The following is an 18,408-nucleotide window of genomic DNA, read 5'->3' as shown; positions in this document are numbered from 1 at the left end:
CGACGCGCCCGCATGTAGCCGCTGCCGCAGGCTGCGCTGAGGTCCGAAGGACCTCTTGGCGGCCTGGAAAATTTGCGCCCGCTTCGCGGTCGAGCGCAGCCTTCGGCAGCGGCTACAGTTGCAACTCAACCTCCCCCAAATGCCCGCCATACGGCCCAAAACTGCGCTCAACCATTCGCCGCGACCCATCGGCATTGACGATCAGCGCCGTGCTGGCCCGCGTTCCATAGGCCTGGCTGGCAATAAACACGCTCGACAGCAGGTTCTCGGTAGCCAGCCCCACGCCCGTATCGGGCAGCTCGGCCTCCGGTGCCGTCTGCGGATCGCCGAGCAACGCCAGCAAACCCCCGGGCTGCGGGTCGTGCAATTGCTCCTGCAATGCGGCCTTGGCCTTTCGCAGTTTCGGCCACGGTGTATCGAGCATGGCGTTGGAAAGCCCATACACACCTTCGCCCAGCAAGCGCGGCGTGGGCTGTGTGGCGTTGAGATACCCCAGTTGCCGGCTGTTCCCAACCAGCAGGTTAAAACCGGAATATTCCGCTGAACGTCGCGCAACATCGACTAAATACTGTTCTACCGACAAATCTCCAGCGAGATACTGCGCCACCAGTTCGCCACGCGAGCGCAAGCCCAGCGGTTGCCCGGGGTTGCGGATATTGGTCAGTGCCGCGAACCGCCCCTGGGGGCCAATGCCCAGCCAGGTGCCACCGGCTTCAAGGTCGCGGCCGGCGTACACGCCACTAACGTCTTGCCACGGCCCCAGCGGCTGACTTGGGCGGGCATAGAATTCATCGCGGTTTGCAGCGACGACCAGCGGTTGGGCATGGCCGGGTCGCCAGGCGAAAACAATCAGACACATAGGCCTTTCCCCGTGTTTTCCGTCACTCTACGCACAGATTGCTTGCGTTCCAACCGTGGCCAGTAGAGCCGAAGGCCCTCCTTCCGTTACCATGCCGGACTGATTTGGGGGGCGACGATGGAATTTCTGCTCTATCTGGTGCTCGGCGCCTGCGCCGGCGTGCTGGCCGGACTCTTTGGCGTGGGCGGCGGCATCATTATTGTGCCGGTGCTGGTGTTCAGTTTCACCTTGCAGGGTTTCGATGCGTCGGTGTTGACCCACCTGGCGGTCGGGACATCTCTGGCGACCATTGTGTTCACCTCGATCAATGCCGTGCGCGAGCATCATCGCAAGGGTGCGGTGCAATGGCCGATTTTCATCTGGATGACCCTGGGCATCCTGATCGGTGCAGGTTTCGGTGCCAAGACCGCTTCGGCGATTCAGGGCCCGTACTTGCAGAAGATCATCGGTGTATTTGCCCTGGTGGTCGCACTGCAAATGGCCCTGGATCTCAAGCCCAAGGCCAGCCGCGGCGTGCCCGGCAAAGGCGGCCTGACCCTGGCCGGCACGGTGATTGGCTGGGCATCGGCAATTTTCGGTATCGGTGGTGGTTCGCTGACGGTGCCCTTCCTGACCTGGCGCAGCCTGCCCGTGCAGCAAGCGGTGGCGACGTCGTCGGCCTGCGGCTTTCCCATTGCGGTCGCCAGTGCCCTGAGTTTCATGGTTCTGGGCTGGCATGATCCCTTGTTGCCGGCGCATAGCCTGGGTTTCGTCTATTTACCGGCATTGCTGGGGATTGCCCTGACCAGCATGTTTTTCGCCCGTTACGGTGCTCGCCTGGCGCACAGACTGTCGCCGCGACTGCTCAAACGGCTGTTTGCCGCACTGTTGTTCTGTGTCGGCTTGAGTTTCTTGCTCTAACGAAGGAGTCATCATGCTGCCTTACCCGCAGATCGATCCTGTGGCCCTGGCTATCGGCCCGCTGAAAATCCATTGGTACGGCCTGATGTACCTGATCGGCATCGGCAGCGCCTGGCTGCTGTGCTCCCGCCGCCTGCACGGCTTCGACCCGACCTGGACCAAGGAGAAACTCTCCGACATGGTGTTCTGGGTGGCCATGGGGGTCATTGTCGGTGGGCGCCTGGGTTATGTTTTGTTCTATGATCTGGAAGCCTACATCGCCAATCCTGCGCTGATCTTCGAGGTCTGGAAGGGCGGCATGTCGTTCCACGGCGGTTTCATCGGCGTGATGCTGGCGACCTTGTGGTTCGGTAAGCGCAACAACAAGTCATTCTTCGAGCTGATGGACTTCATTGCCCCAGTGGTGCCGATCGGCCTGGGTGCCGGTCGTATCGGTAACTTCATCAACGCCGAACTGTGGGGTAAGCCGACCGATCTGCCGTGGGCAATGATCTTCCCGCCCTTCAGCGATCCGGCGCAGTTGCCACGCCATCCGTCGCAGCTTTACCAGTTCGCTTTAGAAGGCGTGGCACTTTTCGTTATCCTTTGGCTGTTCTCGCGCAAACCTCGGCCAACCATGGCCATTTCCGGCATGTTCGCGCTGTTCTACGGCATTTTCCGTTTCGCCGTGGAATTCGTACGGGTGCCGGATGCCCAACTCGGTTACCTGGCCTTCGGCTGGCTGACCATGGGCCAGGTGCTCTGCCTGCCGATGATCCTCGGTGGCCTCGGCCTGCTGTGGTGGGCCTATCACCGTACCCCGTCGGCCAAAGGCGCTGCGCTCTAATACGCAAGGCAGGGGCTGGTCCCCTGCCTTCATCGATACAGGTAAGTCATGAAGCAATATCTAGAACTGGTCGCGCACGTGATCAAGAACGGTACCCTGCAGGAAAACCGCACGGGTGTACGGACCATCAGCTTCCCCGGTGCGATGCTGCGTTACGACTTGCAGGAAGGCTTCCCGGCCATCACTACCCGCAAGCTGGCCTTCAAGTCGGCTATCGGTGAAATGGTCGGTTTTCTGCGTGGCGTGAAAAGCGCCGCCGAGTTCCGTGCGCTGGGCTGCAAGGTCTGGGACCAGAACGCCAACGAGAACGCCCAGTGGCTGGCCAACCCGTTCCGCCAGGGCACCGACGACCTGGGCGAAGTCTACGGTGTGCAATGGCGCAAATGGCCGGCGTACAAGCAGATCGACACGAGCAACCAGGCCGCCATCGAACTGGCGATGAGCCAGGGCTACCGGCAGATTGCCGAAGGCGAGGAAGACGGCAAGCACTACGTGGTGCTGTACAAGGCCATCGACCAGATCCGCCAGTGCGTCGATACCATTATCAAGGATCCGGGCAGCCGTCGTATCCTGTTCCACGGCTGGAACTGCGCCCAGCTCGATGAGATGGCCTTGCCGCCGTGCCACCTGCTGTACCAGTTCCACCCGAATGTCGAGACCAAGGAAATTTCCCTGACCTTGTACATCCGCTCCAATGACCTGGGCCTGGGCACGCCATTCAACTTGACCGAAGGCGCGGCACTGCTGTCGCTGATCGGCCGCCTGACCGGCTACACGCCGCGCTGGTTCACCTATTTCATCGGTGATGCGCACGTCTACGAAAACCACCTGGACATGCTCAACGAGCAGCTCAAGCGCGAGCCATTGCCGGCGCCGAAACTGGTCATCTCCGATCGCGTTCCAGAGTTCGCCAAGACCGGCGTCTACCAGCCCGAGTGGCTGGAGCTGATCGAACCGAGCGACTTCAGTCTCGAAGGCTACGAGCACCATGCGCCAATGACGGCACCCATGGCGGTCTAGCTATTCCCGCAAGCCACGGGTCAATGCCCGTGGCTTCTGCCTACATGGGAGTGCTCGCCTTCCGGCGCCGACACTCCACCGCTGACTTCCAGCTGCTGCAAAATCGCGCACTGATCGATGTGGGTCTGGGCGTTGCAGCGTTGGCGCAATTCCACCAATTGTTCCTGCAGGGCCAGCAGGCCGTCGATGCGCGCCTTGACGTGCTGGATATGCTCGTCGATCAAGGCGTTCACGCTCTCGCATTGGTCCTGGGGACTGTCGCGCAGGTTCAGCAGGCTGCGGATTTCCTCCAGGGTCATGTCCAGGGTGCGGCAATTGCGGATGAAGGTCAGACGCTCGACGTGGGCCTGGGTGTAGAGCCGATAGTTGCCTTCGCTGCGCGCAGGTTCCGGCAGCAGGTTTTCCCGCTCGTAGTAGCGGATGGTCTCGACCTGGCAGTCGGTCGCTTTGGCCAGTTCTCCGATTTTCATCCGAAATACCTCCCGTGAGTGCTTGACCCTATAGTGGCTACAGGGTGTTCACTTGGCAACAGGACATTTAGGGATGAACTTCATGAACCAGCCAACCTCAGGTCACGACCATACGAAATTCAAGCCTGTTGCACTTCAGGGATCTGGCACCGGGCACGCGCACGATCACGCCTGCTGTTCATCAACGGCACATGCGCCGGCCGCCATCCAGCTGACCGAGGCCGCTAGCGCCGATTCGCGCTTTAGCAGTTTTCGAATCGAGGCCATGGATTGCCCGACGGAACAGACCCTGATCCAGAACAAGCTGGCCAGGTTGGTCGGGGTCGAGCAGCTGGAGTTCAACCTGGTCAATCGGGTGCTCGGGGTGCGCCATGTTCTGCCGGACACCGGCTCCATCGAAGAGGCGATTGCTTCGCTGGGCATGAAGGCCGAGCCGATTGTCGAAGGGCAGGAGCCAGAGGTCGCCCCACCGGCCGCTAAAAAGCACTGGTGGCCGCTGGCCCTGTCCGGGGTGGCAGCGGTTGCGGCAGAAGTCATTCACTTCGCCGACCTGGCACCGACCTGGGTGGTGGCACTGGTCGCCTTGGTGGCGATTTTCAGTGGTGGCCTGGGTACTTACAAAAAGGGCTGGATTGCCCTGAAGAACCGCAACCTCAACATCAACGCGTTGATGAGCATCGCCGTCACTGGCGCGGTGCTGATCGGGCAGTGGCCGGAAGCGGCGATGGTGATGTTCCTCTTCACCCTGGCCGAATTGATTGAAGCGCGCTCGCTGGACCGCGCCCGCAATGCCATTGGCGGTTTGATGCAATTGACACCGGACATGGCCACGGTGCAGCAGGCCGACGGCCAATGGCGTGAGATGCACGCAAAAGAAATTGCCTTGGGCGCCCTGGTGCGTGTGCGCCCCGGCGAGCGGATCGGGCTCGATGGCGAAGTGGTCAGCGGGCAATCGACCATCGATCAGGCACCGATTACCGGTGAGAGTCTGCCGGTGGAGAAACGCGCAGGTGACAAGGTCTTTGCCGGGACCATCAATCAGGCCGGCTCTCTGGAGTACCGTGTCACGGCGGCGGCGAGCAATTCCACTCTGGCGCGGATCATTCATGCGGTCGAACAGGCCCAGGGCGCACGGGCACCGACCCAGCGCTTCGTCGACAGCTTTTCACGGATCTACACCCCGGCCGTATTCGCCCTGGCCCTGGCCGTGGCGGTTATTCCACCGCTGCTGATGGGGGGCGCCTGGTTCGACTGGATCTACCGGGCGCTGGTGTTGCTGGTGGTGGCCTGCCCCTGTGCGTTGGTGATCTCGACGCCGGTGACCATCGTCAGCGGCCTGGCCGCGGCCGCGCGCAAGGGCATTCTGGTCAAGGGCGGGGTGTACCTGGAGAGCGGGCACAAGCTTGATTTCCTGGCACTGGACAAGACCGGCACCATCACCCACGGCAAGCCAGTGCAAACTGACTATGTGGCGCTCGATCCGCTGGTGAAAGAACTGGCGGTAAAGGTTGCTGCGAGCCTGGCCAGCCGCTCCGACCACCCGGTTTCCCTGGCCATTGCGCAGCGTGCGGTGCAGCAGAACCTGGTATTGCACGAGGTTGAGGCCTTCGAAGCGCTGCTTGGGCGAGGTGTACGAGGTGAGGTCAATGGTGAGCTGTATCACCTGGGCAACCATCGCTTGGTTGAGGAACTGGGGCTGTGCTCGCCGCAGTTGGAGGCGCAGCTCGATCTGCTGGAGCGTCAGGGCAAATCGGTGATCCTCCTGCTCGATGGATCCGGTCCAATGGCGCTGTTTGCCGTTGCCGACACCATCAAGGAGAGCAGCCGCGAAGCCATCGAACAGCTGCACGAACTGGGCATCAAGACCCTTATGCTGACCGGCGACAACCCACACACGGCTCAGGCTATTGCGGCCCAGGTCGGCATCGATCAGGCCCGGGGCAACCTGTTGCCCGGCGACAAGCTGCTGGAAATCGAGGCGTTGTACGCAAAAGGGCATCAGGTCGGCATGGTCGGCGACGGCATCAACGATGCCCCCGCCCTGGCCCGCGCCGAGATCGGTTTCGCCATGGCCGCGGCCGGCACCGACACCGCCATCGAGACCGCCGACGTGGCGCTCATGGATGATGACTTGCGCAAAATCCCGGCGTTCGTCAGGCTCTCGCGCCAGACCGCGTCGATTCTGAGGCAGAACATCGTGCTGGCCCTGGCGACCAAGGGGATCTTCCTGGCGATCACTTTTGCCGGCATGGCAACCATGTGGATGGCGGTCTTTGCCGATATGGGCGTGAGCCTGCTGGTGGTCTTCAATGGACTGCGACTGCTGAGAAAATAGAGGGTTTAATGCTTAGTGCCGAGTTGAAGGCGTTCTATATGGTTGCCCGCCTGGGCAGCATCACCCTGGCGGCGAAAAAACTCGGCCTGAGCCAACCGACGGTGACCACCCAGATCCGCAATCTTGAGAGTCAGTACTCGGTGGAGCTGTTCTATCGCGGCGGGCGCCGTCTGACCCTCAGCGACGATGGCGCGCGCCTGCTACCGATGGTCAAGGCGCTGTTACAGCAGGAAGCCGATATCGAGTTCTTCCTGCGCAACAGTGGCCAGGGGCAGGGCGCCTTGCGCATTGCCGCGACTGCGCCGTACTACATCCTTGATCTGGTGAAGATATTTCGTGAGCGTCTGCCGCAGATCGAGGTATCGGTAGAGATCGGCAATTCGCAGCAGGTGCTCGAATTGCTGGAGGACTACCGCGTCGACCTGGCGGCATCCTCGCAATTGCTCGAGGATGCACGCTTGGTACGCCGCGTGCTGGGTATCGATCCGCTGGTACTGGCGGTGCATCGTAATCATCCGTTGGCGACGCAAACATCAGTACCGATCACAGCCCTGGCCGGGCATTGCCTGTTGATGCGCGAAGCGGGCTCGACGACGCGCAAGTTGACCGAGGAGATGTTGCGCGAAGCCGGGGTCAAGGTGGGGGCACTGCTGGAAATCGGCAGTCGGGAGTCAATTCGCGAGGCGGTGCTGCGCAATATTGGCATCAGTATCATCGCCCGACATGAGGTGCCGCATAATCCGGAGTTGCGGGTGCTGACACTCGAAGGTGCGCCGGTGATACATGAGTATTTGTATTGTTTGAAAGAGCGTAAGCAAGCGCGGTTACCCGCCGCGTTTCTGGGCCTTGCGCAAGAAGTAGCCGCCCCAGAGTTCCTGTAGCCGCTGCCGATAGGCTGCGCTGAGGTCCGCAGGACCTCCTGGCGGCCTTGGAGATCCTGCGCCTGCTGTGCAGGCGAGCGCAGCCTGTGGCAGCGGCTACATGGGCCGCGGTCCGTCTGCTATCCAAAATCTGCCAATACCACTATCGGCAGCTTTTGCCCCACTGCCACAGGACATTCGCATTCGCTCTCTAGGATGGCCTTCATCTGCTCGATGAGGTCCTGCCATGAACAACGCGATTGCAAACCCGGGCGCACACATGAAAGTGCGCGGCATCCACAAGCGCTTCGGTGCATTCACTGCACTCAATGACGTCTCCCTCGATGTGGCGGCCGGTGAGCTGGTGTGTCTGCTGGGGCCGTCCGGTTGTGGCAAGACCACGCTGCTGCGTTGCATCGCCGGGCTCGAACGTCAGGACCGGGGTGAGCTGTACATTGGCGAACGCGATATTTCCACACTGCCGCCTCAGGCGCGTGACTACGGCATCCTGTTTCAGTCCTACGCCTTGTTCCCCAATCTGACCGTCGAAGCCAACATTGCTTATGGCCTGTCCGGCAGCGGTCGCGACGAGGTGCGCCAGCGTGTCGGGCAGATGCTCGAACTGGTCGGCCTGACGGGCAGCGAGAAAAAATACCCGGGCCAGCTTTCCGGCGGGCAGCAACAGCGCGTCGCCCTGGCCCGTGCCTTGGCGCCGGCACCCTCGTTGTTGCTGCTCGACGAGCCGATGTCGGCACTCGATGCCCGGGTTCGCGAGCACCTGTGCACCGAACTGCGCCAACTGCAGCGCCAGCTGGGCATCACCACCCTGATGGTGACCCACAACCAGGACGAAGCCATGTTGATGGCCGACCGTATTGCCGTGATGAACAACGGTCAGGTCGAGCAGTACGCAACGCCGCAGGAGATCTACGACAAGCCGGCCACGCCCTTCGTCGCGGAATTTGTCGGCCAGGGCAACTGGCTGCCGTTCCAGCGCAGCAGTGACAGCCATGCCCAGGTCGGTGCGATGAACATGCGCCTGGCCCCAGGTGCCGGGCAGGCGGCCAGTGGTCGTTTGTTCTGCCGCCCGGAGGCGATTAGCGTCAACCCGCCGGTGCATGAGGAAAACCTGTTCCCGGCGCGGGTTCGCGAGATCACCTTTCTCGGCAACCGCTGCCGCATGAGTTTCGAACTCAATGAACTGCCGGGGCACGCACTGTTGGCTGAAGTCGCGCCTGAATCGATGCCGCGCCTGGGCTCACAGGATATCTGGGTAGCCTTGCCGCCGCGCAGCTTGCAGGTGTTTGCCTGAGATGGCCGGGCCAATCGCAGTGCCGGCCGCGCGCAAGATTGCGGCGGACCAATGCCGGACCCCCTTGGGTGATCGCCTGTTCGTGGTCGGCGGTAAGGTAGCGTTGCTGGTGCTGCTCAGCATCGCGGTGTTGATGCCGTTGCTGGCAATCTTCTGGCGCGGTTTCAGTGCCGAAGACGGGCAGGGCGGCGGGCTGGTGGCGGCACGGGAACTGGTCACCAGCGCCAACTTTCATTGGCTGCTGGGCAATAGTCTGAAGGTCTCGTTCAGTGTCGCGGCCATCGTCGTGCCTGTGGCGTATCTGTTTGCCTACGCCCTGCAACGCACGCTGATCCCAGGCAAGACGGTCTGGCGCGGGATTTCCCTGTTGCCGTTGCTGGCCCCCTCGATGTTGCCGGGGATCGCGCTGGTCTATCTGTTCGGCAATCAGGGCGTGTTGCGCGGCTTGTTCGCGGAGAACATATATGGCTTCTGGGGCATCGTCCTGGGTGAGGCGATCTACACCTTTCCCCATGCGCTGATGATCCTGCTGTCGGCCTTGTCGCTGGCCGATGCGCGCCTGTTCGACGCCGCTTCGAGCATGGGCGCAGGTCCCTGGCGAGCCTTTCGCAGCATTACCTGGCCGGCGACCCGCCAGGCCGTGTTCGCTGCATTTTGCCTGGTGTTCACCTTGACCATTACCGACTTCGGCGTGCCGGTGGTCGTAGGTGGCGATTACCAGGTGCTGGCCCTGGAAGCCTACAAGGCAGTGGTCGGCCAGCAGCAATTCGGTCGCGGTGCCTTGATCGGCATGGTCTTGCTGCTGCCGGCGCTGTTCAGTTTTGCCGTGGATGCCTGGTTGCGCCGTCGTCACGGCGATGCCATGAGCGGCCGTGCCCAGGTTTTCCAGCCGGTGCCTGCGCGCCTGCGTGACAGTGGCTACCTGGCCTTCGTGTTGCTGGTCTGTGCCGTGCTGTTGCTGGTGTTCGGCATGGCGGTGTACTCGTCGCTGGTCAAGTTCTGGCCTTACAACCTGTCCCTGTCGCTCAACCATTATCAGTTCGATGAAACCGCCGGCGGTGGCTGGCTGGCCTATCGCAACAGCCTGACCATGGCCGTGGGCACGGCGCTGATCGGCAGTGCGGTGATCTTCACCGGCGCCTATCTGATGGAGAAAACCTCCGGCCAACGCGGGCTCAATCTGATGCTGCGCATGCTCAGCTTCGTGCCGATGGCGGTACCGGGCCTGGTGCTGGGGCTGGGTTATGTCTTCTTCTTCAACCTGACCCGCAACCCGCTGCATGTGTTCTACGGCAGCATGGCCCTGCTGGTGGTTTGCACCATCGCCCACTACCTGACTACCGCACAGATGACCGCCACCACGGCACTGCGTCAGCTCGACGGCGAGTTCGAAGCCGCCGCCCTGTCGCTCAAGGCGCCGTTGTACCGGCACTTCATGCGCGTGACCGTGCCGATCTGCCTGCCGGCATTGCTGGACATCATCCGCTACCTGTTCGTCTCGGCGATGACCACGGTGTCGGCGGCGATCTTTCTCTACAGCCCCGACACTATCCTCGCGGCCGTGGCGGTCCTGAACATGGACGACGCCGGCAACGTGGGCGGTGCGGCGGCGATGTCGACCCTGATCCTGCTCACGTCCGCAGCCGTCTCGCTGCTGCTGGCCGGCGCCTCGCGCGGCCTGCTGCGCCGTTCCCAAGCCTGGCGCCAGACCGCGCCAGGCCAATAACACCTTACCCACCTGTACTGACCAAGGAACTGCACCATGTTCAAGCCACTTGCTCTTGCCGCTGCTGTCCTCACTGCTTTCAGTTTGCAGGCCCATGCGGCCGATACCCAGTTGACGGTCTATACCGCCCTCGAAGCCGAACAGCTCAAGAGCTACAAAGAGGCCTTCGAAAAGGCCAACCCGGACATCGAAATCAAGTGGGTGCGCGATTCCACCGGCATCATCACCGCCAAGCTGCTGGCCGAGAAAGACCGCCCGCAAGCTGACGCGGTCTGGGGCCTGGCCGCGTCCAGCCTGGCGATCCTCGATCAGCAGGGCATGCTGCAAAGCTATGCACCGAAGGACCTGGGCAAGATCGGCGGCAACTACCGTGATGCGGCCAACCCGCCAGCCTGGGTCGGCATGGACGTGTGGGCCGCAACCATCTGCTTCAACACCGTCGAAGCCGAGAAGCAGGGCCTGACCAAACCGGTGAGCTGGCAGGACCTGACCAAGCCCGAGTACAAAGGCAAGATCGTCATGCCCAACCCGGCGTCCTCCGGTACCGGCTTTCTCGACGTGAGTGCCTGGCTGCAGACCTTCGGCGAGAAGCAGGGTTGGCAGTACATGGATCAACTGCACCAGAACATCGGTCAGTACGTGCACTCCGGCTCCAAGCCTTGCAAGTTGGCGGCGGCTGGCGAGTTCCCGATCGGCATTTCTTTCGAATACCCGGCCGTGCAGCTCAAGCGTCAGGGCGCACCACTGGATATCGTCCTGCCGAAGGAAGGCCTGGGCTGGGAAATCGAAGCCACTGCGGTAATCAAGGGGACCCCACACGAAGAAGCGGCGAAGAAACTCGCCGACTTCTCCGCCAGCCCCGCTGCCATGGAGCTGTACAAGGAGAACTTCGCTGTGTTGGCCCAACCGGGCATTGCCAAGCCGCAGACCGAGTTGCCGGCTGACTACGAGCAACGCTTGATCAAGAACGACTTCGGCTGGGCGTCGAAGAACCGCGACACCATTCTGGCCGAGTGGCGCAAGCGTTATGACGGCAAGTCCGAGAAGGTGGCTCAGCAGTAAGACCCTGCAATGCCCATCGCGGACAAGCCCGCTCCCACAGAAGTTCTATTTATACCGTACCTGTGGGAGCTGGCTTGCCAGCGATCGGGCGTTGCACAATTCCAGGACATTACAATGACCAACCAAAGCGACATCCTCATCGTCGGCGCAGGCATACTCGGCCTGTCCCACGCCTACGCCGCCGCCCGTCGTGGCCTGCGCGTGAAGGTTTTCGAGCGTAGCGCAACACCCCTGGGCGCCTCGGTGCGCAACTTCGGGCAGGCCCTGGTCACCGGCCAGCCTCCTGGGCAAATGCTCGAACTGGCCAAGGCCAGCCGCCCGATATGGGCACAATGGGCGCAACAGGCAAACTTTCAGCTCAAGCGCAACGGCTCGATTCTGTTCGCGCGCACAGAGGAAGAAGAAGCACTGTTGAAGGCCTTCTGCGCAGGCCGAGCCGTCGAATATGACTACCACGTGGAGCTGCTGCAAGGCGCCGCGCTCAACGATCTCTACGGTGGTCAGTTCCGGCACCATCGCGCAGCCCTGTGCGGGCTGGACGATCAACAACTGTACTCACGCGAAGCGATCCCGGCGCTGATTCGATATTTGCAAAAGGAGTTGGCGGTTGAGTTTCACTTTTCCACACTGGTGCGCGAAGTAGAGCCGGGCCGTGTGGTCAGCACCGCCGGGAGCTTTACCGGCAAGCAGGTCGTGGTCTGTTCCGGCCATGATTACCTGACACTGTTGGCCGAGTCTCTGGCGCAACTGGCGCCGCAAATCTGTCGTTTGCAGATGCTCCGTGCTCGCCCCGAGTTCGCGCTGGACCTGCAGCACGCGCTGCTGACCGGGCTCAGCTGCGTGCACTACGGTGCCTTCGCCGATCTGCCTGAGGCCAAGGCCCTGCAGGCGCAAATCCAGGCGCAAAGCCCGCACTTGCAGACGCACGGCATCCACCTGCTGATCAGCCCGACACCCCATGGCGACCTGATCATCGGCGACTCTCACGACTATGGCCAGGATGCATCGCCGTTCAATGCCGAGCAGGTCGATGAGTGGATGATCGCCCTGGCCGAGCAAACCCTGGGTGGTCGCATCAAAGTGGTAGAACGCTGGCAAGGCGTCTACGGTGCAAGAGGGCCGGGGCCGTTCTCGTTGCTGCAGGTCGCCCCTGGCTTGAGCGCGGCGCTGATGCATACTGGCGTAGGCATGAGTGTCGGCCCGGCATTGGCCGAACGGCATATCGCCCGATTGCTCGGTGAAACAGACCAACAATAAGAGAGAGCCCGATGAGCAGAACCCCCTCGCAGATCGTCGATGAAGTCTTCGCCCTTTACCAACAGCACGGTGATGCCGACTACATCGGCGAACCGGTGTCGCAAATCGAGCATATGTCCCAGGCCGCGCAACTGGCATTGGCCGAAGGCTACGACGATGAAGTTGTGCTTGCCGCGTTCTTTCACGATATCGGACATATCTGTGAAAGTGATGAGGGTGACATGGGCGGCTATGGCGTAGTCAGTCATGAACGGGTCGGTGCCGATTATCTCCGTCGCTGCGGCTTCGGCGAGCGCATGGCGCGGCTGGTGGAGTATCACGTTCAGGCCAAGCGTTACCTGACGCTGAAGGATCCGGGCTATTGCGCGCGGCTCAGTGAGGCCAGTCGGCGTACGTTGGGCTACCAGGGTGGAGTCATGACGCCTGAGGAGGCGGACGCGTTTGAGCGGGACCCGTTGTGCGAGGTCAGTTTGCGCATGCGGCAGTGGGATGAGATGGCCAAGGAGATGGCGGTGCCGATCATTGATTTACAGATGCTCAGGGCAAAGGCTGAGCGTCTGTTGAATTAGGGATTTTGGTTGTCTGGTCGGGCCTCTCGCGGGCAAGCCCGCTCCCACAGAGTCCGCGCACGCAGCTCTCTGTGGGAGCGGGCTTGCCGGATCGCCGGACCGCCGCGATCGACCGCAGAGCGGTCGCTAAAAGCTATGCCTCATCCCCCTCATCGTCATCCCCACCCGCAACCTTCATCCCCAATTCCTTGATCTTGCGAGTCAGGGTATTGCGCCCCCACCCCAGCAACACCGCGGCATCCCGGCGGCGGCCGGCGGTGTGCTTGAGGGCGGTTTCGATCATGATCCGTTCGAAGGTCGGCACGGCACTGTCAAGCAGGCTGGATTGGCCGCGAGACAGCGCCTGGTCGGCCCACTGGCGCAAGGCCTGTTCCCAATTGGTAACCGGGGCCGAGTCCTGCGGCAGGCTGAGCAGTTCCGGTGGCAGGTCACCGATATGCACCTCGCGACCCGAAGCCATGACGGTAATCCAGCGGCAGGTGTTCTCCAGTTGGCGCACGTTGCCAGGCCATGGCAGGTTCTTCAGGTACTCTTCGGTTTCGGGCTTGAGCAGCTTGGGCTCGACCGCCAGCTCTTGCGCAGCGCGGCTGAGGAAGTGCCTGGCCAGGGTCGGGATGTCTTCACGACGATCCGACAGCCGTGGAATATGGATGCGAATCACGTTCAAGCGATGGAACAAGTCTTCGCGGAACTTGCCGGCGTGCACCAGGGTTTCCAGGTTCTGGTGGGTGGCGGCGATGATGCGGACGTCGACCTTGACCGGGACGTGACCGCCGACCCGATAGAACTCGCCATCGGCCAGGACGCGCAGCAAGCGGGTTTGCGTGTCGGCAGGCATGTCGCCGATTTCATCGAGAAACAACGTACCGCCATCGGCTTGTTCGAAGCGCCCGCGACGCAGGTTGGCAGCACCGGTGAACGCGCCTTTTTCGTGGCCGAACAGCTCGGACTCCATCAGGTCCTTGGGGATTGCCGCCATGTTCAATGCGATGAACGGTGATGCCGCGCGGGGGCTGTGGCGATGCAGGGCATGGGCGACCAGCTCTTTACCGGTGCCCGACTCGCCGTTGATCAGCACTGTGATGTTGGAGTGGCTCAAGCGCCCGATGGCGCGAAACACTTCCTGCATGGCAGGGGCTTCGCCGATGATCTCCGGTGTGCGGGTCAGGCTGGGTGCCACTTCCAGGCCCTGTTGTTCCTGGGCGTGCTGATTGGCGCGCTTGACCAGGGAAACGGCTTCATCGACGTCGAAGGGCTTGGGCAGGTATTCGAATGCACCGCCCTGGTAGGAGGCCACGGCGCTGTCCAGGTCCGAATGCGCGGTCATGATAATGACCGGCAAGCGCGGATGCTGTTCACGGATCTGTGCCAGCAGGTCCAGGCCGCTGGTGCCGGGCATGCGGATATCGGAAATGATTACATCCGGCTGCTGCCGGGCCAGGCGGCTCATCACGCCATCGGCACTGTCGAAGCTTTGGGTGGTCATGCCTTCCTGTTGCAAGGCTTTTTCCAGGACCCAGCGGATGGAACGGTCGTCATCGACGATCCAGACAGTTTCACTACGGCTCATGACGAGGTGGCTCCTTGTTCCAGCGGCAGGAAAATCGAGAACGTCGTGTGGCCGGGATGGCTGTCACACTCGATCAGGCCCTGGTGCTGACTGATGATGTTCTGGGTAATGGCCAGGCCCAGCCCGGTGCCATCCGGACGACCGCTGACCATTGGATAGAAAATGGTTTCCTGCAGTTCGGCCGGTATGCCCGGGCCGTTGTCGATGATTTCGATCTTGCTGACCAGCCGGTGCCGGGTATGGCCGATGGTGAACTGGCGCATGGCCCGGGTACGCAGGCTGATGCGGCCCAGCCGAAGCTCGTTCTGGCCGCTGATGGCCTGCATCGCGTTGCGCACGATATTGAGCACTGCCTGAATCATTTGCTCGCGATCGATCAGCACGTCGGGCAGGCTCGGGTCGTAATCGCGCACCAGGGTGATGCCGCCCTGGCTTTCGGCCTCGACCAGGCTGCAAACACGCTCAAGCACCTCATGGATGTTGGTCATGGCCAGTGATGGCAGCTTGTTCGAGCCGAGCATGCGGTCGACCAGATTACGCAGGCGGTCGGCCTCTTCGATGATGACGTTGGTGTAGTCCTTGAGGTGTTCTTCCGGCAGCTCGCGCGACAGCAGTTGCGCGGCACCGCGAATACCGCCCAGCGGGTTCTTGATCTCGTGTGCCAGGCCACGCACCAGCATTTTGGTGGTTTCCTGCTTGGAGAGCTGGGCCTCTTCCTTGGTGATGCGCAGCAAGCGATCGCGCGGGTGCACTTCCAGCAAGAGCAGGGTTTCCCCCTGGCTCAGGATCGGGGTGACGGCGTAGTCGACGGTCAGGGTCTGACCGGTCAGGGCCGTGAGCATGGCTTCGCGCTTGGTAAAGGGATGCGCTTGCTCGACCGCCTGACGCAGGGAGTTCAGTGCCTCGGCCGATTCGGTGAACAGCTCGCTGATGAACTGACCATGGCTACGTTGGCCGCTGATAGCCAGCAGCATTTCTGCTGCCGGGTTCATGTACTCAAGGCGTAGTTCGGCATTGAGCAGAATCGTGGCAGTGGTCAGGTTGTCGAGTAATAGTCGGTGCAGTGCATCACTGATGGTCATTAGTTGTCGTTGACCTCTTTTGGCACATTGGGACCTCATCCATGTCCGGGGTCGCGCGCGCTGGTGAGCCCCTGATGCAAAGAAAATGCAAAAACCAAACCAAGGCTCCGAAAAGAAGCGTTATGCCGTGTAAATAGCGCTTTTACTGCCCTGTTAGTGACTCAATCACGCCAATCAACTCTGGTTTTGAACCAAAATGGGGTGTGCCTAGAGGGATGGGGCAATCCTATGCACCAATATAGAGCGATAGAGACTTTTCTGCTGGGCAGGCATTCATTGTGTCGGCCTGAGATGTGTCCGCAGGACAGTGAATGCGATGGGTTGGCTCTGTTGCACCACTGTCTGATCGCTGAGCACCTGGATGGCGAGGTTGTGCTCACCGCGGTCGAGATTGACCAGCTGCAAGCTAGGTACGTTGCTCGGCTGTCCATAGGCTTGCCCGTCGAGTAGCAGTTGCAGGCGATGTTCCGGTTGCAGACGTGGTCGGACCAGCACCTCGACGATCAGATTGCCATCGTTGGCGCGAATCGCCTGCTGATCGACCATGTTGCCGACGCGCAGGACGGTGTAGAAAGTCTTGGCCTTGGGCGGTATTGGCTTGCTGGTGGGCTGCTGCGCTGAAACCAAAGGTGGCGGCGCTACGCTATTGAGTGGCGGCAGCTCAATTGGCTCGTTGGAGGCGCCGGCGGCAGGTTGATCGCTGTAAGTCGTGTTGCCATTGGCATCGGTGTATTTGTAGACCTGCGCTGCAGCCGGCAGGGCCAGCAATCCGAGCACGACAATCAAAACTGAGCGCATTGGCGATTCCCTGAGAACGAGAGCGGGCCAGCATAAAGCAAATGCAGGCATGTCGGCTGTGCTGGCTATTGGCCGCTTTCGCATAACGGGCTCCTACAGACGGAAAAAAAAAGGCCTCCCGAAGGAGGCCTCTCTTTTTTACGCCGCTTGCGCGAGCGTCACGGGATCAGCAGCTGTAGTACAGCTCGTATTCCAGTGGGTGTACGAAGGTACGTACCTTGATTTCTTCTTCGCTTTTCAGTGCGATGTAAGCGTCGATGAAGTCGTCGCTGAATACGCCGCCTTTGGTCAGGAACGCACGACCTTTGTCCAGCTCTTCCAGGGCTTCTTTCAGGCTGCCGCAAACTTGTGGGATCTCTTTGGCCTCTTCAGGCGGCAGATCGTACAGGTTCTTGTCAGCTGCATCGCCAGGGTGGATCTTGTTCTGGATACCGTCCAGACCGGCCATCAGCAGTGCTGCGAAAGCCAGGTACGGGTTGGCAGCCGGATCCGGGAAGCGTGCTTCGATGCGGCGAGCTTTAGGGCTGGAAACGTAAGGAATACGGATCGAGGCGGAACGGTTACGAGCCGAGTAGGCCAGCATTACCGGAGCTTCGAAACCTGGTACCAGACGCTTGTAGGAGTTGGTCGCAGGGTTGGTGAAGCCGTTCAGGGCCTTACCGTGCTTGATGATACCGCCGATGAAGTACAGAGCGGTGTCGGACAGGCCGGCATAGCCTTCGCCAGCGAAGGTGTTCTTGCCATCTTTCCAGATGGACATGTGAACATGCATGCCCGAGCCGTTGTCGCCGTACAGAGGCTTAGGCATGAAGGTAGCGGTACGGCCGTAGGCATCGGCAACGTTGTGCACGACATACTTCAGGGTTTGAACTTCGTCGGCTTTCTTCACCAGGGTGTTGAATTTGACGCCGATTTCGTTCTGGCCGGCAGTTGCCACTTCGTGGTGGTGAACTTCGACGGTCTGACCCATTTCTTCCAGTGCGTTGCACATGGCAGTACGGATTTCGTGGTCGTGGTCGAACGGAGGAACCGGGAAGTAGCCGCCTTTGACGCCTGGACGGTGGCCTTTGTTGCCGCCTTCCACGTCCTGGTCGGACATCCACGAGCCTTGCTCGGAGAAGATCTTGAACATGGAACCGGAAATGTCGGACTTGAACTTCACTTCGTCGAAGATGAAGAATTCTGGCTCTGGACCTGCGAATACGGTGTCGCCGATGCCGGTGCTCTTGAGGTGTTCCTCGGCACGCTTGGCGATCGCACGTGGGTCGCGGTCGTAGCCTTGCATGCTCGAAGGTTCGATGATGTCGCAGACCAGGATCAGGGTCGGCTCTTCGGTGAACGGATCGAGAACGGCGGTATCGTCAACCGGCATCAGGATCATGTCGGAAGCTTCGATGCCTTTCCAGCCAGCGATGGAGGAGCCGTCGAACATTTTGCCGACTTCGAAGAAGTCGTCATCCAGCGCGTCACGGGCCGGCATGGTCACGTGGTGCTGGGTGCCTTTGGTGTCAGTGAAGCGCAGATCAATCCATTTAACGTCATGATCTTTGATGAGTTGAACCGACTTCGACATATTGTCCTCCGGGTGGCTTCGGGCTGGTAATGGATAGCCCTGTAAATTTGGTGATGCCGGGCGCGAATATGCTGCCAAGGCAACCTGCCTCACAAGGGAGCAAATTGCATGCCAGTGCTCCGATTTGGGTTTTTCGCCCCAAACTCAAGCGTTCCAGCCATTAAATGGCTTTTTTGAGGAATTTATCGC

Annotated in this window: 16 protein-coding genes; 10 read left to right on the top strand and 6 right to left on the bottom strand. The window is 61.1% G+C overall.

Features of this window, described 5'->3' with window-relative positions; all coding sequences use genetic code 11:
- Positions 1 to 112: 112 nt before the first annotated feature.
- Complete coding sequence (locus F2S13_RS01345) at positions 113 to 859, bottom strand: NRDE family protein (RefSeq protein WP_166358244.1); 747 nt, start codon at positions 857 to 859, stop codon at positions 113 to 115.
- A 117-nt stretch (positions 860 to 976) separates the two neighbouring features.
- Between F2S13_RS01345 and F2S13_RS01340 the strand changes: the two genes are divergently transcribed.
- Genes F2S13_RS01340 through F2S13_RS01330 form a run of 3 tightly spaced genes read left to right on the top strand, consistent with a single transcriptional unit; the run spans position 977 to position 3,605 of the window.
- Entirely contained in the window at positions 977 to 1,759 is a 783-nt protein-coding gene (locus F2S13_RS01340) for a sulfite exporter TauE/SafE family protein (protein WP_166358242.1), read from the top strand.
- Positions 1,760 to 1,772: 13 nt separating this feature from the next.
- Positions 1,773 to 2,585 carry a prolipoprotein diacylglyceryl transferase gene (gene lgt, locus F2S13_RS01335; protein ID WP_166358240.1) on the top strand — a complete coding sequence of 271 codons (813 nt, stop codon included), beginning with the start codon at positions 1,773 to 1,775 and terminating at the stop codon, positions 2,583 to 2,585.
- 48 nt (positions 2,586 to 2,633) lie between these two features.
- Positions 2,634 to 3,605, top strand: coding sequence for a thymidylate synthase (locus F2S13_RS01330; protein ID WP_166358238.1), 972 nt, complete (start codon positions 2,634 to 2,636; stop codon positions 3,603 to 3,605).
- 20 nt (positions 3,606 to 3,625) lie between these two features.
- On the opposite strand, the gene cadR is transcribed toward F2S13_RS01330, so the two are convergent.
- The gene (gene cadR / locus F2S13_RS01325) at positions 3,626 to 4,075 is read right to left on the bottom strand and encodes a Cd(II)/Pb(II)-responsive transcriptional regulator (protein WP_166358236.1); all 450 of its coding nucleotides are present in this window, start codon (positions 4,073 to 4,075) and stop codon (positions 3,626 to 3,628) included.
- An 82-nt stretch (positions 4,076 to 4,157) separates the two neighbouring features.
- Here cadR and F2S13_RS01320 point away from each other — a divergent pair, with 82 nt between their 5' ends.
- The 7 genes from F2S13_RS01320 to F2S13_RS01290 all read left to right on the top strand — a co-directional run bounded on the left by F2S13_RS01320 (position 4,158) and on the right by F2S13_RS01290 (position 13,196).
- Positions 4,158 to 6,410 (top strand): heavy metal translocating P-type ATPase, encoded by a 2,253-nt coding sequence (locus F2S13_RS01320; protein WP_425500201.1) that lies wholly within the window; start codon positions 4,158 to 4,160, stop codon positions 6,408 to 6,410.
- Between the two features lie 8 nt (positions 6,411 to 6,418).
- The gene (locus F2S13_RS01315; RefSeq protein ID WP_166358232.1) at positions 6,419 to 7,291 is read left to right on the top strand and encodes a LysR family transcriptional regulator; all 873 of its coding nucleotides are present in this window, start codon (positions 6,419 to 6,421) and stop codon (positions 7,289 to 7,291) included.
- Between the two features lie 226 nt (positions 7,292 to 7,517).
- Complete coding sequence (locus tag F2S13_RS01310; RefSeq protein WP_166358230.1) at positions 7,518 to 8,582, top strand: putative 2-aminoethylphosphonate ABC transporter ATP-binding protein; 1,065 nt, start codon at positions 7,518 to 7,520, stop codon at positions 8,580 to 8,582.
- 1 nt (position 8,583) lies between these two features.
- Positions 8,584 to 10,308 carry a putative 2-aminoethylphosphonate ABC transporter permease subunit gene (locus F2S13_RS01305; protein WP_166358228.1) on the top strand — a complete coding sequence of 575 codons (1,725 nt, stop codon included), beginning with the start codon at positions 8,584 to 8,586 and terminating at the stop codon, positions 10,306 to 10,308.
- Positions 10,309 to 10,344: 36 nt separating this feature from the next.
- A complete protein-coding gene (locus tag F2S13_RS01300; protein WP_166358226.1) occupies positions 10,345 to 11,370 on the top strand; it encodes a putative 2-aminoethylphosphonate ABC transporter substrate-binding protein in 1,026 nt (341 codons plus the stop codon).
- 9 nt (positions 11,371 to 11,379) lie between these two features.
- The gene (locus F2S13_RS01295; RefSeq protein WP_166358225.1) at positions 11,380 to 12,627 is read left to right on the top strand and encodes a TIGR03364 family FAD-dependent oxidoreductase; all 1,248 of its coding nucleotides are present in this window, start codon (positions 11,380 to 11,382) and stop codon (positions 12,625 to 12,627) included.
- A gap of 11 nt (positions 12,628 to 12,638) precedes the next feature.
- Positions 12,639 to 13,196: a phosphonate degradation HD-domain oxygenase gene (locus F2S13_RS01290; RefSeq protein WP_166358223.1), complete on the top strand. Its 558-nt coding sequence runs from the start codon at positions 12,639 to 12,641 to the stop codon at positions 13,194 to 13,196.
- Positions 13,197 to 13,329: 133 nt separating this feature from the next.
- On the opposite strand, the gene ntrC is transcribed toward F2S13_RS01290, so the two are convergent.
- The 4 genes from ntrC to glnA form a co-directional block, all read right to left on the bottom strand.
- Positions 13,330 to 14,766, bottom strand: coding sequence for a nitrogen regulation protein NR(I) (gene ntrC, locus F2S13_RS01285; RefSeq protein WP_166358221.1), 1,437 nt, complete (start codon positions 14,764 to 14,766; stop codon positions 13,330 to 13,332).
- A complete protein-coding gene (glnL, locus tag F2S13_RS01280; protein ID WP_166358219.1) occupies positions 14,763 to 15,848 on the bottom strand; it encodes a nitrogen regulation protein NR(II) in 1,086 nt (361 codons plus the stop codon). The genes ntrC and glnL overlap by 4 nt, the downstream gene beginning before the upstream one ends.
- Positions 15,849 to 16,121: 273 nt before the next feature.
- Positions 16,122 to 16,646 (bottom strand): DUF4124 domain-containing protein, encoded by a 525-nt coding sequence (locus tag F2S13_RS01275; protein WP_166358217.1) that lies wholly within the window; start codon positions 16,644 to 16,646, stop codon positions 16,122 to 16,124.
- 166 nt (positions 16,647 to 16,812) lie between these two features.
- Positions 16,813 to 18,219 carry a type I glutamate--ammonia ligase gene (gene glnA, locus F2S13_RS01270; protein WP_166358215.1) on the bottom strand — a complete coding sequence of 469 codons (1,407 nt, stop codon included), beginning with the start codon at positions 18,217 to 18,219 and terminating at the stop codon, positions 16,813 to 16,815.
- Positions 18,220 to 18,408: the final 189 nt, after the last annotated feature.

The sequence above is a fragment of the Pseudomonas akapageensis genome, assembly GCF_011355085.1.
GTDB lineage: Bacteria > Pseudomonadota > Gammaproteobacteria > Pseudomonadales > Pseudomonadaceae > Aquipseudomonas > Aquipseudomonas akapageensis.
Note: the sequence above shows the minus strand (reverse complement) of the source record. Positions and strands in the feature narration are given on the sequence as shown.

Coding starts and splice junctions, on each gene's coding strand:
- F2S13_RS01345 (WP_166358244.1), bottom strand. CDS start 859: ATGTGTCTGATTGTTTTCGCCTGGCGACCCGGCCATGCCCAACCGCTG.
- F2S13_RS01340 (WP_166358242.1), top strand. CDS start 977: ATGGAATTTCTGCTCTATCTGGTGCTCGGCGCCTGCGCCGGCGTGCTG.
- lgt (WP_166358240.1), top strand. CDS start 1,773: ATGCTGCCTTACCCGCAGATCGATCCTGTGGCCCTGGCTATCGGCCCG.
- F2S13_RS01330 (WP_166358238.1), top strand. CDS start 2,634: ATGAAGCAATATCTAGAACTGGTCGCGCACGTGATCAAGAACGGTACC.
- cadR (WP_166358236.1), bottom strand. CDS start 4,075: ATGAAAATCGGAGAACTGGCCAAAGCGACCGACTGCCAGGTCGAGACC.
- F2S13_RS01320 (WP_425500201.1), top strand. CDS start 4,158: ATGAACCAGCCAACCTCAGGTCACGACCATACGAAATTCAAGCCTGTT.
- F2S13_RS01315 (WP_166358232.1), top strand. CDS start 6,419: ATGCTTAGTGCCGAGTTGAAGGCGTTCTATATGGTTGCCCGCCTGGGC.
- F2S13_RS01310 (WP_166358230.1), top strand. CDS start 7,518: ATGAACAACGCGATTGCAAACCCGGGCGCACACATGAAAGTGCGCGGC.
- F2S13_RS01305 (WP_166358228.1), top strand. CDS start 8,584: ATGGCCGGGCCAATCGCAGTGCCGGCCGCGCGCAAGATTGCGGCGGAC.
- F2S13_RS01300 (WP_166358226.1), top strand. CDS start 10,345: ATGTTCAAGCCACTTGCTCTTGCCGCTGCTGTCCTCACTGCTTTCAGT.
- F2S13_RS01295 (WP_166358225.1), top strand. CDS start 11,380: ATGCCCATCGCGGACAAGCCCGCTCCCACAGAAGTTCTATTTATACCG.
- F2S13_RS01290 (WP_166358223.1), top strand. CDS start 12,639: ATGAGCAGAACCCCCTCGCAGATCGTCGATGAAGTCTTCGCCCTTTAC.
- ntrC (WP_166358221.1), bottom strand. CDS start 14,766: ATGAGCCGTAGTGAAACTGTCTGGATCGTCGATGACGACCGTTCCATC.
- glnL (WP_166358219.1), bottom strand. CDS start 15,848: ATGACCATCAGTGATGCACTGCACCGACTATTACTCGACAACCTGACC.
- F2S13_RS01275 (WP_166358217.1), bottom strand. CDS start 16,646: ATGCGCTCAGTTTTGATTGTCGTGCTCGGATTGCTGGCCCTGCCGGCT.
- glnA (WP_166358215.1), bottom strand. CDS start 18,219: ATGTCGAAGTCGGTTCAACTCATCAAAGATCATGACGTTAAATGGATT.